Here is a 14,610-nt window from a genome sequence, read left to right as displayed (position 1 = left end):
CGGTTGGACTATGCACCGCTGCGGGATTGAGGGGCAAAACCTCTGGTCATTCCCCCAGCCGGGTGCCGGTTTCAACCGGATGCCCTCGCAGATAGTCGGCGGCGGGCATCCGGCGGCTCCCCTCGGGCTGGATTTCCACCAGTTCGACCGCGCCTTCCCCACATCCGACGATCAGCCTTTTCCCGTCGAGCACGATGCCCGGTTCCCCTGCGCCTTCCACGACCCGCGACCGGTGCACCTTCAGCACCTTGCCGCCCAGCCGGGTATGTGCTGTCGGCCAGGGGTTCATCCCGCGGATCAGGTTGTGTACCTCCCGCGCGGATTTCGACCAGTCGATCACTGCCATCTCTTTGGTCAGCATACTGGCGCGGCTCGCCTGTGCATCATCCTGCGGCGTGCGCGGGGCGTTGCCCCCGGCGATCAGCCGCACCGTTTCAGAGAGTGCCTCCGCGCCCAGCACCGCAAGCCGGTCGAACAGCTCCCCCGATGTTTCATCTTCCCCCACCGGAACCGACCGGGAAAGGATCATGTCCCCGGTGTCCATCCCTTCGGCCATGTACATGGTGGTCACACCCGCTGTCAGGTCACCGTTAAGCACGCTCCACTGGATCGGCGCTGCACCCCGGTACTTTGGCAGCAGCGATCCATGCACATTGATACAGCCGTATTCCGGCAGATCAAGGATTTCCTTTGGCAGCATCCGCCCATAGGCAACCACCGCGATCAGCTGGGGGGCCAGCTCTCGCAAAACCGCAAGCGCGGTACCGTCGCGGAGTTTTTCCGGCTGCCAGACTGGCAGCCCGTTGGCAAGCGCCAATTCCTTGACCGGCGGCGGCGCGAGCTTATATCCCCGCCCCTTGGGTTTGTCCGGCTGGGTGAACACCCCGGCGATCTCGTGGCCGTCTGCGATCAGGCGCGCCAGGCAGGGGACCGCAAAATCCGGCGTACCCATGAACACAATCCTCATTCGGCTTCCCTCAATTCATCCGGTGTCAGAAGGCGTTCGGCCCTGTCGGTAAAGAGGACGCCCGAAAGGTGGTCGATCTCATGGCAGCAGGCGACCGCGAAAAAGTCCTCCGCATCAAATTCGAACGGCTTGCCGAACCGGTCCTGCGCACAGATATGCAGCTTTTTGGGACGGCGCACCACTCCCCAGACGCCGGGTATGGACAGGCATCCCTCGGTGTCGCACTGCTCGCCCTCTTCGCTGACGATCTCGGGATTGACCAACTCCCATTTTCCCTCGCCGACGTCGATGACCACTGCCTGGCGGAGAACCCCCACCTGCGGCGCAGCCAGCCCGACCCCCTCGTCGACCATCGTTTCGTACATATCGTCAAGCAGCGTCCAGAGCCGTTCGTTGAACTCGGTAACGGCCCGGCTTTTTTTGCGCAGGCGCTGGTCGTCTTCCTTCAAGATATTGCGGATTGCCATTTTTCTGTTCCTCCCAATTCTGCTTTTGATCTTCATGCTGTCACATGGTTCTCTTTTGATTTTAACGAGCCGGCCCGGGCAGAAACTTCAACCCTCAGATCGAACTTTCATACCGCGGATCGACATAAAGCGAGACCGGACGGTTCCGGCTCTGCGCATGGTACCATCGCACCGTCCGCCAGAGAAGCTCCCGGGTGCGTGCGCCGAAGGTGCATTTGACCGCCATCCTCCAGCGGTACTTCCCGGAAATCCGGGGGATCGCGCTTTCACACGGCCCGAGCACCCGCAGCGGCAGGTCGCTGTATTCGGCGCTGGCAAACGCGGCAAACTGCGCCAGAAACTGTCTGGACGCGGCCTGCACCTCCGCCCGGTCGATCCCGGAAAACCCGATCCCGACCATGTCGCAGAACGGCGGATAGAGGTGGATGCGTCGGTTTTCGATCTCGCTTTCGTAGAAGCTGTCGTAATCCTGCATCGCCGCCAGCGCGATCACCGGGTTTTCGGGGGTGAATGTCTGGATATAGGCGCGTCCCGCCTTATCCGAACGCCCACTCCGCCCGACCACCTGTGTGAAGAGCGAAAACGCCCGCTCAAAGCTGCAATAATCCTGCGCATAGAGCGAACTGTCCGCCGAAAGCACCCCCACAAGGGTGACATTTGGAAAGTCCAGCCCTTTCGCAACCATCTGCGTCCCGATTATTATATCATATTTTCCCGCCGAAAAATCAGCAAAATGTTTTTCATGGGAAAATCGTGCCATAGTGGTGTCCATATCCATCCGGAGCACCCGCGCCTGCGGCAGCAGTTCCCGCAGCTCCTCCTCCACCTTCTGGGTGCCCGCTCCCGAAAACCGCCGGAACTTGCTCCCGCAGGTCGGGCAGGTCTCGTCCGGACGCGCCGTATAACCGCAGTAGTGGCACATCAGAAGCCCGTTTGCGGTGTGGTAGGTCAGGGCGACCGAACAGTTGGGGCATCCTGCCACGGCCGAACAGATCGAACATTTCACCAGCGTGTTGTACCCCCGCCGGTTGAGCAGCAGGATACTCTGTTCGCTGTTTTCGAGGTTCTGGCGAAGCTGGCCGATCAGTTCCGCCGAGAGGGAGCCGGACGCCGCGTTCAGCGCCTGCGTCGACATGTCGAGGATGGTGACATCGGGCAGCTTCGCGGCCCCAAACCGGTTTTTTAGCTGTATGAGATGGTACCGCCCCTGTTTGGCCCGGTAGAAGCTCTCGACGCTCGGGGTCGCCGAGGCGAGCAGCAGCAACGCATTATGGCTGGCGGCACGCACCCGCGCCACATCCCTCGCATGGTAGCGGGGGGACATCTCGGACTTATAGGTCGCCTCCTGTTCCTCATCCATCACGATCATCCCAATCCGCGCAAGCGGCGCGAACACCGCGCTCCGGGTGCCGACGACGATCTGTGCGCCGCCGTCCCGGATCCGCTTCCATTCGTCCATCCGCTCGCCCATCGTCAGGCCGCTGTGCAGCACCGCGACCCGGTCCCCGAAATACCGGTGGAACCGTTCGATCATCTGGGGGGTCAGGGAGATTTCGGGCACCATCACGATCACGCCGCGCCCGCTCCCGAGCAGGTGCTGGATCGTTCGGAGAAAGACTTCGGTCTTCCCCGACCCGGTCACCCCATAGAGCAGCGCGGCCTGCGGCTTTCCCGAATCGGCCAGTTCACAGAGGGTCCGGTATGCAGCCTGCTGTTCGTCCGAGAGGGAGAGCGCAGAGGCATCCTCCCGGGCCGTACGTACCTCATAGGGGCTGCGATAAACCTCCCGGGTGAAATAATGGGTGACCCCTGCCTTTTCCAGACGGTCAACCACCGTTTTTCCCACCCCTGCAAAATAACAGACCTCTTTCAGGGTAGCCTGTCCTGCCTGCGCGAGCAGCTCGACCACCGCCTTCTGCTTGGCGGTGATTTTTACATCGGTGATGTCCCCCAATTCGGTGATCCCGTCCGCCAGACGCACCATCACCAGTTTTTCGTCCAGCACCCGTTGCCGCACCTCCTGCGACTTGATCACCGCACCCGCTTCGCAGAGGGCGCGCAGGCTGGGGGACTCAGCATCCAGGCCGAGTGCGGCGAGCAGCGTCTCCTCCCGGACCGGTTTGCCCCGCCCGTTCAGATATTCCAGGATCTGCTGCTGTTCGGGCGGCAGGTCCTCGGGCGGGCCTGCGTCCTTTGCGCGCTCGTAGGTATATTTCAGTTCCACCCCGATGCCAGGCGGCAGCAGGGTGCGCACTGCATCATAATAGCCGCAGAAGGTATGCTCATGCAGCCATTCGACCAGTGAGAGCAGATCCGGGCTGAGAAGCGGCCGGGCGTCCACGAGGGAGGCAACCGGCTTGAGCCTGGAGATGTCCCCGGACTCGGAAAGGGCGAGCACCATGCCGAACCGGGTACGGTTGCCCGCGCCGAACGGGACGGTGACCCGGCATCCGGGGCGGACCGGCATCCCCTCTGGAATCAGGTAGGAATACGGCTTATCGAAATGAATGGTTGCGTTCTCCACCACAATCTGTGCTGTCTGCGGCATTCCTGACCTCCTCTGCTATAGGGCCGGGGGCCCTGCCCCTCGACCCCGCCACCTTTGAAAAGGTGGACGAAACTTTTGGTTTGAAAGAGAATAAGCGTATTGCTGGATTTTTTCAAAAAATCATGGGGCAAGGGACAGAGCCTTGATGCCGCGGCAGCAATCAGGTATTTTCTGCGGGAGAAAAAGCGCTCTTCCTCCGGAAAAGATACGAAGTTTGGAATCAGGGCCCAGTCTCTGTACGCAGGGCAAGCAGACGGGTCAGAACCTCATCCGCGACCTGATCTTTGCCCATGATCGGCAGCGGCTCCGCGCCCGCTTTGGTCAGGATGGTGACAATGTTGGTTTCGGTGCCAAATCCCGCGCCGGCCTCCTTGAGGTTGTTCGCGACGATCATATCCACCCGCTTTTTTTCCAGCTTGGCAGCGCTGTTTTCCACCATATCCCGCGTTTCCATCGAAAACCCGCAGAGTACCTGCCCGGGCACACGGTGTTCCCCCAGCCAGCCGAGGATGTCCCGCGTTCGTGTCAGCGCAATCTGCATCTCCCCATCCTGTTTTTTGATCTTGTCCTCTGCGGTTGTTGCCGGGCGGTAGTCCGCCACTGCCGCGCATTTTACAACCATCTGCTGGGCGGATGCACGGGAGGTCACCTCATCGAACATCTCCTGCGCCGTATGGACCGGGACAAATGTGACCCCGTAGGGCGGTTTCAGGCTGGTCGGACCGCTCACCAGCGTGACCGATGCGCCCCGCCGCTTCGCCGCCGCCGCGACTTCGTAGCCCATCTTCCCGGTCGAATGGTTGGTGATATACCGTACCGGGTCGATCGCCTCTCGGGTTGGCCCGGCGGTCACCAGCACCGAAAGTCCCGCCAAATCCTTGGGGGTCAGCGCATCCCGCACCGCTTCCAGCAGGGCGCCTTCCTCCGCCAGCCGCCCGCGCCCGGTATCCCCGCAGGCAAGATACCCGCTCTCCGGCTCAACCACCGCCACCCCAAACGCCCGCAGGGTTTGCAGGTTGCGCTGGGTCACCGGGTTGTCATACATCCCGGTGTTCATCGCGGGCGCGACGATCTTCGGGCACCGCGCAGCCAACACGGTTGTGGTAAGCATATCGTCAGCGATTCCGGCTGCCATCTTCGCGATCACGTTCGCGGTTGCGGGCGCAATCAGGAACACGTCCGCCTTTTTCGCCAGCGCAACATGCTCAACGTTATATTCAAAACCTCTGTCAAAGGTGTCCACCGCCACCCGATTGTTGACCAGCGTCTCGAAGGTCATGGGCGAGACAAATTCGGTTGCATTGCGGGTCATGATGACATGCACATCCGCGCCGGTTTTGCCAAGGTCGCTCGCAAGCTGCGCCGCTTTATACGCCGCGATCCCCCCGGACACCCCCAGCACGATGGTTTTTCCGTCGAACAAAACAGATTCCCCCTGTCTGAAAAAACAGGCCCTGTAATCTTACAGGGCCGTCTGCTTATTGGTCGATCTCCTGATGGACCTCGCCCATACGGAACTTTCCAGCGGAAAAATCCTCCACAGACTTCTTCACCGGCTTTTCCTCCATGATCTCATGCGAATCCTCGGCCTCCTGCGCCAGCTCGCGGGCGTGTTTTGCCACCGCAACTACAAATGCGTAGTAGTTGTCGCCCGGTTTGAGCATCGAAGCCATCGAGGGTCTGAGCATATTCATACGTTCTGTTCCACCTTATCTATCATATTTTTCATCCGGCGGGCCTCACATCTGGCGGCGATAATCACCGCGCCCAGACGCGCACGTGCCTCTTCCAGATCATCGTTGACAATGATGTAATCATATTCGGCCGCACAGCGCAGCTCGGTGCGCGCGGCTTCCAAACGCCGCTGCACCACCTCGGGCGGTTCGGTGCCGCGTCCGGAAAGGCGGTTTTCCAGCGTCTCATAGGAAGGGGGCATCACAAAGATGAATACCGCGTCCGGACAGACCTTGCGGATATGCGCCGCCCCCTGCACCTCGATTTCGAGCACTACATCCCGGCCCTGTGCACGCTGTTCCTCAACCATCCGGTGCGGGGTGCCGTAATAGTTCCCGCTATACTGTGCATATTCGAGCAGGCCGCCCGCGGCGATCTCCGATTCAAACTGCTCCCGGGTCACAAAATGGTATTCCACCCCGTCGGTTTCTCCCGGGCGCGGGGCGCGGGTGGTCATTGAAACCGAAAGCACCGCTTCCGGATGTTCCTTCAAATACGGGCCGAGGATGCTCCCCTTGCCCACGCCGGACGGACCGGAATACACGATCAGCAGCCCTTTACGCATCATCATCGACCTCTTCCTCATCATCCTCGTCATCCACCAGCCGGTTTGCAACGGTCTCGGGCTGCACTGCCGAGAGGATCACGTGGTCCGAATCGGTAATAATCACCGCCCGGGTGCGCCGCCCATAGGTTGCGTCCACCAGCGAACCGCGTTCCCGCGCATCCTGGATGATCCGCTTGATCGGGGCGGATTCCGGGCTGACAATCGCCACCAGCCGGTTTGCGCAAACCATGTTGCCAAAGCCTATATTGATCAGTTTCATACAAGCTACCCCTTATTCGATGTTCTGAATCTGCTCCCGTATCTTTTCGATGTCGCTTTTGATCTCGACCACAAGCCGGGCTACTTCGACATCCTGCGCCTTGCTCCCGATGGTATTGGCTTCCCGGTTGATCTCCTGCACCAGGAAGTCCAACTTCCGCCCGACGGCGCCGCCCTGCCCCAGAATCCCGCGGAACTGCGCAATATGGCTGCGCAGCCGCACCGTTTCTTCGTCCACCGCAATCCGGTCGGCAAACACAGCCGCCTCGGTCAGGATCCGCGCTTCGTCGATCTGCCGGTCGTCGAGCACCTCGCTGATTTTCGCGGTCAGCCGCTCCCGGTAGGCCGCAAGGGTGCGCGGGGACTGCTCCTCAACCAGCCCGACCCGCTGCTCAATCTGCGAAAGCCGGTCGAGCAGGTCGTCCTGGAGCTTTTCTCCTTCCAGTTCCCGCATCCGCAGGAACCGTTCGGCGGCCTCCCCGGTCACTGCCTGCACCGCTTCCCAGACCGCATCCTCGTCCTCCGGCGCGCGGCGGACGGTAAAAATCTCTGAAAAACGGGAGATCGACGAAACCGAAAGGTCGTCGGTAAGCCCATACTGTTTGCCGAGCTCCCGCAGGGCGTGGATATACGCCCCCGCCAGTTCCTGATTGACCTCTACAACCGTGTTGGCCGCTTCTACCGTCTGAATCTGGACGCCAACCTCCACCTTGCCGCGCGAAGCCCTGCCCTGCATATAGCTTTTCAGTTTTTCTTCCAGATAACCGCATCCGCGGGGGACACGGGCAGTGAATTCCAGAAAACGGTGGTTGACCGATTTGATTTCCACCGTGATGTCCCGCCCATCTATAATCCGCTGGGCGCGCCCATAGCCTGTCATACTCCGAACCATCTGCAATCCGCCGTCCTCCCACTGTCCCAAATTCAGACAATCTTTTATCTGTTTATTTTACCTTGAAAGTCTGCTTTTGTCAATCAATAGAACTCCTTGTCCCTTTTGAAATAAGTGTTGTTGGAATATAACTCCGGCGATTTCTGCAGAGGAACATTGATATGACAGATGCCCTGTGCTATAATCAGCTCGATAAATCGAAAGTTCTGGAGGCGTTTTAATGAAAAGAAAATGGATAATTCCATGTGTGGTGGCAATTTTTGTAATTGCAATTCTCTTTTATTCTAATATTCAAAAGGCCCATACATTCACACTTGCAGACAGAGGAAATCCGGTTAAGTCAGAGCAAATACAACCACTATTTGGCACTGTAAAAGTAAGCGGTGACTGTGATACAGACGTAGTTTTCACTGACGTTGAGACGGGTGAAGAATATGTGATAGGGTACATTACATCCGGTGTATCAGAAAAAATCAAGTTGCAAAAAGGCAAGTGGTACACGATAGCGGGTGGAGGGAATCTTACAGTAGGGCCAGTAAATGTTAGGATTGAATAAAGAGAAGTAATTTCCAGTTTATCGGGTAGTCATCCACTGGTGGATGACTACCCACTTTGAATATCTTAACGAATGGTTTAGCAAATCCGCGTTCGGCAACACCAATCTGAAAAGGGAGAACTCCTTTTTAACGGGTGCTGCATTCAGATACGGCTTACCTCAGAGTTTTCTTTACAACAGACAAAAAATATGATATAAAAGCAGGAATAATTATTAAAAGTTGTATGCTTAGGAGGGGTTTTATGCAAGATAACCTGTATTCCGCTCCTGTTCATCCGGAGCAGTTCTCCATCTTTATTGAGAAATCAAGAATCTTTGATAAGACGAGATCATCCATGCAAGAATATCTTACAAGCTGGTATAAAGATGATACAGATAGCTTTACAGAATGTATGCGGGCAGATTTGATCACGGTACTGGAGCAATACCATTTTTACAACGAGTTTGTTTCTATCACTAAAAATTTTAACTTTAACCCGCCTATTGACACGGTCTCCTGCACGATTCGCATTACCGATGAAGAGGATGATTGCTGTACCCGGTATCGGGCGATTTTTGATGCCCAGGTAAACATGATTGACGATACTATGGAAAGATAGTGGAACCCTCCAAATACCGCTAAGCTTTGATATTGGGATCGAAAAGACCGAGGCTCAGAGGCATCCGCCCAGAAGCAGAGGACCTATGCGCCTGCCCAGAGATACAAAAACGGGATGCGGTTCGCATCCCGTTTTCCAAGCAGACTAAAATCAGAACTTGCCAGCTTTCGCGGCTTCTTCGACCGCGACCGCACATGCGACAGTTGCGCCGACCATCGGGTTGTTGCCCATACCGATCAGGCCCATCATCTCGACGTGCGCCGGGACAGAGGACGAACCTGCAAACTGTGCATCCCCATGCATTCTGCCCATCGAGTCAGTCAGGCCGTAGGAAGCCGGGCCGGCTGCGACGTTGTCCGGATGCAGGGTACGTCCGGTGCCGCCGCCCGATGCGACCGAGAAGTATTTCACATCGTTCTCAAACGCCCATTTCTTATAGGTGCCGGCCACCAGATGCTGGAACCGGGTCGGGTTGGTCGAGTTGCCGGTGATCGAAACATCCACCTTCTCATGCTTCATGATCGCAACGCCCTCGAGCACATCGTTTGCGCCGTAGACGCGGACCTTGGAACGCTCACCATCCGAATAGGGGATGGTGCGGACCTCTTTCAGCTCACCGGTCGAGAAATCGTACTCGGTTTCGACATAGGTGAACCCGTTGATGCGGGAGATGATATAGGCCGCATCCTTGCCGAGCCCGTTCAGGATTACCCGCAGCGGCTCTTTGCGGGCCTTGTTCGCATTGCGGGCGATGCCGATTGCGCCTTCCGCGGCCGCGAACGACTCATGCCCCGCGAGGAAGCAGAAGCATTTGGTTTCGTCGCGCAGCAGCATTGCGCCGAGGTTGCCGTGGCCGAGGCCGACCGAACGCTGCTCCGCAACCGATCCGGGCACGCAGAACGCCTGCAGGCCGATCCCGATTGCTTCAGAAGCGTCCGCTGCCTTGGAAGTGCCTTTCTTGATCGCTACCGCAGTGCCGAGGGTGTAGGCCCAGACCGCATTTTCAAACGCGATCGGCTGTACACCTTTGACGATTTTTTCTACATCAATGCCTTTCGAAAGGCAAAGCTCTTTTGCATCCTCGAGGGAAGAGATGCCATATTCCTTGAGGCAGGCCTCAATCTTGGGCATTCTTCTTTCCTGTCCTTCAAACTTAACCATTGTGTTGCCTCCCTCTCCTCTTATTCTTCACGCGGGTCGATATATTTCGGCGCGTTCTCGTATCTGCCATAGGTTCCGATATTGCTCTCGAATGCCTCTTTGGGGTCTTTGCCGTGGCGGATGTCCTCGAGCATCTTGCCAACCTTGACGAACTTGTAACCGATCGCTTCGCCGTTGCCGTCTACCGCAACCGAGAGGATATATCCTTCCGCCATCTCGAGATAGCGCACACCCTTTGCATTGGTCGAGAAGATGGTCCCAACCTGCGAACGCAGGCCCTTTCCGAGGTCCTCAAGCCCTGCGCCGATCGGCAGGCCGTTTTCGGAGAAGGCGGTCTGGGTACGTCCGTAGACGATCTGGAGGAACAGCTCGCGCATCGCAACATTGATCGCGTCGCAGACCAGGTCGGTATTGAGCGCCTCAAGCAGGGTTTTGCCGACGAGGATTTCGCCCGCCATCGCCGCCGAATGGGTCATGCCCGAGCAGCCGAGGGTTTCCACCAGCGCTTCTTCGATAATGCCCTCCTTGACGTTCAGGGTCAGCTTGCAGCAGCCCTGCTGGGGTGCGCACCAGCCCACACCGTGGGTCAGGCCGGAGATGTCCGGAATCTGGTAGGCTTTTACCCATTTCCCCTCTTCGGGAATGGGGGCGGGACCATGCTTGGGTCCTTTGGCGAGAACGCACATTCTCTCCACTTCATGAGAATAGTTCATATCGGTACTCCTTTCGGTTTGTTGAACATGGGGCTTGACTATCTTTTATTATATTAGCTTCCCTTGGAATTATCAAGCGTTCCGGACCGGTTTTTGTTAAAAATTAAACAGTAAATTCCGATCCACTTTTGGCGTTTTTTGATACAAAACGGTAAATACTAATTCGCAAAGCGGGAAAACCATCCTTCCGCACATGTTTGGAACCCCAGCTTCTTATTAAATAGGGGACGATGAGCAGATTTTAACAATTTATTTACCTTGTTTTCCCCAAAAGGGTTTGACATTGACAGTTTCAAAGTGTAGACTATATAAGTTAAGGTGTCTTAATTTTTGATCGTTTTATCTTTGCTGATATAGTCAAAATACTTAAAGGCAAGTACTTCGATTGTACGGCTCTGAATATGCGGGAGCACAGGAACAATGAATCATATGAGGTGACAAAATGGGAATTATGCAAAAAATCTTCGGGACCTATTCGGAACGGGAGCTGAAACGGATCTACCCGATCCAGAAAAAGGTGCTTGATCTGGAGGAGAAATACCGCGCGATGAGCGACGAGGAGCTGAAAGCCTGCACCCCGGCGCTCAAGGAACGCCTGGCGAACGGCGAGACCCTCGACGACATCCTGCCGGATGCGTTTGCGGTCTGCCGGGAGGCGGCCGACCGGGTTCTGGGGATGCGGCATTTCCCGGTGCAGATCATCGGCGGCATTGTGCTACACCAGGGGCGGATCGCCGAGATGCGCACCGGTGAAGGCAAAACGCTTGTCGCGACTCTGCCGGCCTACCTCAACGCGCTGTCCGGCGAAGGGGTGCATATTGTCACCGTCAACGATTACCTCGCAAAGCGCGACTCGGAGTGGATGGGCAAGGTCTACCGGTTTCTGGGGCTGCGTGTCGGGCTGATCGTCCACGGGCTGGACAACAACCAGCGCCGCGCCGCCTATCGGTGCGATATCACCTATGGTACCAACAACGAGTTCGGGTTCGACTATCTGCGCGACAACATGGTTATCTATAAGCGTGAGCAGGTCCAGCGCGGACACTACTACGCGATCGTCGACGAGGTTGACTCGATCCTGGTGGATGAGGCGCGCACCCCGCTGATTATCTCGGGACAGGGGGACAAGTCCACCGACCTTTACCAGCGCGCGGACAAGTTCGCCCGCACCCTCAAATGCTTCCGGGTTGCCGAGAAGGACAACAAGGAGGAGCAGGACGATGTGGACGGCGATTACATCGTCGATGAGAAGGCCAAGACGGTCACCCTCACCCAGTCGGGCGTTGAAAAGGCGGAGGCTTATTTCGGCATCGAGAACCTGACCGATGCGGACAACATGCAGCTTCAGCACCACATCAACCAGGCGATCCGCGCGCATGGGATCATGCAGCGGGATGTGGACTATGTGGTCAAGGATGATGAGGTCATCATCGTGGACGAGTTCACCGGACGCCTGATGCTAGGGCGCCGGTATAATGAGGGGCTGCACCAGGCGATCGAGGCAAAGGAAGGGGTCAAGGTTGAGCGGGAGAGCAAGACCCTCGCCACCATCACCTTCCAGAACTTCTTCCGGATGTACAACAAGCTCTCGGGCATGACCGGAACCGCCCAGACCGAAGCGGATGAGTTCATGGAGATTTACAAGCTGGATGTCATCGAGATCCCGACCAACAGGCCGATCCAGCGCCACGACCACGCGGACGTGGTCTATAAAACCGAACAGGCGAAATTCAACGCGGTGATCGAAAAGATCATCGAATGCCACGAAAAGGGCCAGCCGGTGCTGGTGGGCACTATCTCGATCGAAAAGTCCGAGCTGCTTTCCAAAATGCTCGCCCGGCATGGGGTCAAACACGAGGTGCTCAACGCCAAGTACCACGAGAAGGAAGCAGAGATCGTTGCACAGGCGGGCAAGCTGGGCGCGGTGACGATCGCAACCAACATGGCGGGCCGCGGCACCGACATCATGCTCGGCGGAAACGCCGAATTCATGGCCAAGGCCGAGCTGCGGCGGGCCGGGTACGAGGATGATGTGATCAGCGAGGCGACCGGCTTCGCCGACACCGACGATGAGCAGATCAATGCAGCGCGCAAGCTGTTCACCGAGAGCATGGCCGCACACAAAAAGGTGATCGACGTCGAGGCCGAAAAGGTCCGTGAGGCGGGCGGGCTGTTCATCATCGGCACCGAGCGCCACGAATCCCGCCGGATCGACAACCAGCTGCGCGGGCGCGCCGGACGTCAGGGTGACCCGGGCGAAACCCGGTTCTTCATGTCGCTGGAAGATGACTTGATGCGGCTGTTCGGCGGCGAGCGGATTCAGAACATGATGACCATGCTCGGCGCAGAGGACGATATGCCGATCGAGGCGCGGATCCTCACCAACTCGATCGAGTCGGCGCAGATGAAGGTCGAGGCGCGCAACTTCGGCATCCGCAAGAGCGTGCTCCAGTTCGATGACGTCATGAACCGCCAGCGCGAGATCATCTACTCCCAGCGTGCCAAGGTGCTCGACGGCGAGGACCTGAGCAGCGCTGTCCGCACGATGGTCAAAGAGACAATCGACGATACGGTTGACCGCTACCTGGTGGACAAGGAGGTCCACGACCACTGGAATCTCACCGGGCTGCGGGACTACTTCCTCGGCTGGCTGACGGTCGAACAGGACCTGCGGTTCACCACCGAGCAGCTCGCGGAAGTGACTGACCAACAGGTCAAGGACATGCTCAACGAGCGGGCGATGAAGATTTACGAGGCACGCGAGAAGATGTTTACCCCCGAAATCATGCGGGAGGTTGAGCGGGTGGTCCTGCTGCGGGTGGTAGACACCAAATGGATGCAGCATATCGACGACATGGAGGAGCTGAAGCGGGGCATGTACCTGCGCTCCTACGCCCAGAAAGACCCGGTGGTTGAATACCGGATCGAAGGGTTTGATATGTTCGACGCAATGATCGAGTCAATTCGGGAGGATACTGTCAGGCTGATGTTCACCATCCAGCTCCGCACCAATGAAGAGCCTAAGCGCGAGCAGGTCGCAAAGCCCTCTGCTGAAAGCGGGAGCGACGGGAGCATCCCCAACCAGCCGGCCAAGCGTGAACCCGGCAAGGTGGGACGCAACGACCCCTGCCCCTGCGGAAGCGGGAAAAAATATAAAAAATGCTGCGGCAGGCAGTCGTAGAGGGCATAAAGAGCTCGAAAGATAAAAACCGGACGGTCATCGCATCCCGATAAATGGGATGCGGTGACCGTTTTTTCGTGAATTCCATTTTTTCCTTTGGAATTTTGATACACAGAATGGAGGCTGGCGGCTGCTTTCGCAGGCGGTAAAAAGCCCGCTGCGCAAGTGAACAGCCGTAGACATAAAGCCGGCTGCGCGGATGCGCAGGGCCGGCTGCGTATTGAGAAAGGATGGAACAACGATGAACAATACCTACGGCTATGCCCGCGTCTCATCCAAAAGCCAGTATGAGGACCGACAGATGATCTCGATGAACGGGCGGTTCCAGATTCTCCCACAAAACATCTTTATTGACAAACAAAGCGGCCGGGATTTCAACCGTCCGGCCTATCACCAGCTGATGTGCCGGCTCAAAAAGGGGGACCTGCTGATCGTGTGCAGCATCGACCGCCTAGGCCGTAACTACAGCGAGATTCTGGAACAATGGCGCAGGATCACCCATGACCTTGAGGTAGATATTGTGGTGCTCGACATGCCGCTGCTCGATACCCGGCAAAACCGCGACCTGCTCGGTACACTGATCTCCGATCTTGTATTGCAGCTTCTCTCGTTTGTGGCGGAAAACGAGCGGCAGAACATCCGGCGCCGCCAGCACGAAGGGATTGCCGCCGCCCAGATGCGCGGGGTGAAGTTCGGCAGGCCCACCGGAAAGCAGGCGCTGCGGGATCACCCGGTATTCCTGGCATGGTGTGAAAACCGGATTTCCGCGAGCCAGGCAAGCACACAGCTCGGGGTCAGCCGTCGGACGCTCTATCGTTGGAAGAACGAAGATACCTTCGATCTGGAAAAAGAACTCTGTACGCTTTAAAAGCCCACTTGGGCAATCGAAACCGTCGCCTTTTCCTCCGTTCTCAAACAGGCTCTAAGACGGTTTCGGACTGCAAAACACTGCCGCCGGTGCACAAT

General features: G+C 57.5%; 14 protein-coding genes. 4 read left to right on the top strand and 10 right to left on the bottom strand.

Annotated elements, in window-relative coordinates:
- Positions 1-46 precede the first annotated feature (46 nt).
- From fmt to C814_RS13105, 8 genes are all read right to left on the bottom strand, one after another.
- Entirely contained in the window at positions 47-967 is a 921-nt protein-coding gene (fmt, locus tag C814_RS13140; protein ID WP_016315815.1) for a methionyl-tRNA formyltransferase, read from the bottom strand.
- Positions 964-1,434, bottom strand: coding sequence for a peptide deformylase (gene def, locus C814_RS13135; RefSeq protein WP_016315814.1), 471 nt, complete (start codon positions 1,432-1,434; stop codon positions 964-966). The genes fmt and def overlap by 4 nt, the downstream gene beginning before the upstream one ends.
- A 94-nt stretch (positions 1,435-1,528) precedes the next feature.
- Entirely contained in the window at positions 1,529-3,982 is a 2,454-nt protein-coding gene (gene priA / locus C814_RS13130; RefSeq protein WP_016315813.1) for a replication restart helicase PriA, read from the bottom strand.
- 220 nt (positions 3,983-4,202) lie between these two features.
- Positions 4,203-5,405, bottom strand: a complete 1,203-nt coding sequence (gene coaBC / locus C814_RS13125; protein ID WP_016315812.1) for a bifunctional phosphopantothenoylcysteine decarboxylase/phosphopantothenate--cysteine ligase CoaBC — start codon at positions 5,403-5,405, stop codon at positions 4,203-4,205.
- Positions 5,406-5,460: 55 nt separating this feature from the next.
- Positions 5,461-5,676 (bottom strand): DNA-directed RNA polymerase subunit omega, encoded by a 216-nt coding sequence (locus C814_RS13120; protein ID WP_016315811.1) that lies wholly within the window; start codon positions 5,674-5,676, stop codon positions 5,461-5,463.
- Positions 5,673-6,287 carry a guanylate kinase gene (gmk, locus tag C814_RS13115; RefSeq protein WP_016315810.1) on the bottom strand — a complete coding sequence of 205 codons (615 nt, stop codon included), beginning with the start codon at positions 6,285-6,287 and terminating at the stop codon, positions 5,673-5,675. Before gmk ends, C814_RS13120 begins: the two co-directional genes overlap by 4 nt.
- A complete protein-coding gene (remA, locus tag C814_RS13110) occupies positions 6,274-6,543 on the bottom strand; it encodes an extracellular matrix/biofilm regulator RemA (protein WP_016315809.1) in 270 nt (89 codons plus the stop codon). Before remA ends, gmk begins: the two co-directional genes overlap by 14 nt.
- A gap of 12 nt (positions 6,544-6,555) precedes the next feature.
- On the bottom strand, positions 6,556-7,434 hold the full coding sequence (locus C814_RS13105; protein WP_031219649.1) for a YicC/YloC family endoribonuclease: 879 nt from the start codon (positions 7,432-7,434) through the stop codon (positions 6,556-6,558).
- A gap of 220 nt (positions 7,435-7,654) precedes the next feature.
- Here C814_RS13105 and C814_RS13100 point away from each other — a divergent pair, with 220 nt between their 5' ends.
- Together C814_RS13100 and C814_RS13095 are read left to right on the top strand one after the other, a co-directional pair.
- Positions 7,655-7,990 carry a hypothetical protein gene (locus C814_RS13100; RefSeq protein WP_016315807.1) on the top strand — a complete coding sequence of 112 codons (336 nt, stop codon included), beginning with the start codon at positions 7,655-7,657 and terminating at the stop codon, positions 7,988-7,990.
- A 242-nt stretch (positions 7,991-8,232) separates the two neighbouring features.
- Positions 8,233-8,589: a hypothetical protein gene (locus C814_RS13095; protein ID WP_016315806.1), complete on the top strand. Its 357-nt coding sequence runs from the start codon at positions 8,233-8,235 to the stop codon at positions 8,587-8,589.
- Positions 8,590-8,739: 150 nt separating this feature from the next.
- Here the strand turns inward: C814_RS13095 and C814_RS13090 are convergent, their stop codons facing one another.
- Positions 8,740-9,750 carry a GGGtGRT protein gene (locus C814_RS13090; RefSeq protein WP_016315805.1) on the bottom strand — a complete coding sequence of 337 codons (1,011 nt, stop codon included), beginning with the start codon at positions 9,748-9,750 and terminating at the stop codon, positions 8,740-8,742.
- A gap of 20 nt (positions 9,751-9,770) precedes the next feature.
- Positions 9,771-10,463, bottom strand: coding sequence for an iron-sulfur cluster assembly scaffold protein (locus tag C814_RS13085; RefSeq protein ID WP_016315804.1), 693 nt, complete (start codon positions 10,461-10,463; stop codon positions 9,771-9,773).
- A gap of 442 nt (positions 10,464-10,905) precedes the next feature.
- Between C814_RS13085 and secA the strand changes: the two genes are divergently transcribed.
- Positions 10,906-13,644, top strand: a complete 2,739-nt coding sequence (gene secA / locus C814_RS13080; RefSeq protein ID WP_016315803.1) for a preprotein translocase subunit SecA — start codon at positions 10,906-10,908, stop codon at positions 13,642-13,644.
- A gap of 241 nt (positions 13,645-13,885) precedes the next feature.
- A complete protein-coding gene (locus C814_RS13075; RefSeq protein WP_016315802.1) occupies positions 13,886-14,512 on the top strand; it encodes a recombinase family protein in 627 nt (208 codons plus the stop codon).
- Positions 14,513-14,610: the final 98 nt, after the last annotated feature.

This window comes from Anaerotruncus sp. G3(2012) (genome assembly GCF_000403395.2).
Taxonomy (GTDB): domain Bacteria; phylum Bacillota; class Clostridia; order Oscillospirales; family Ruminococcaceae; genus Anaerotruncus.
This window is presented reverse-complemented; position numbering and strand designations above follow the sequence as displayed.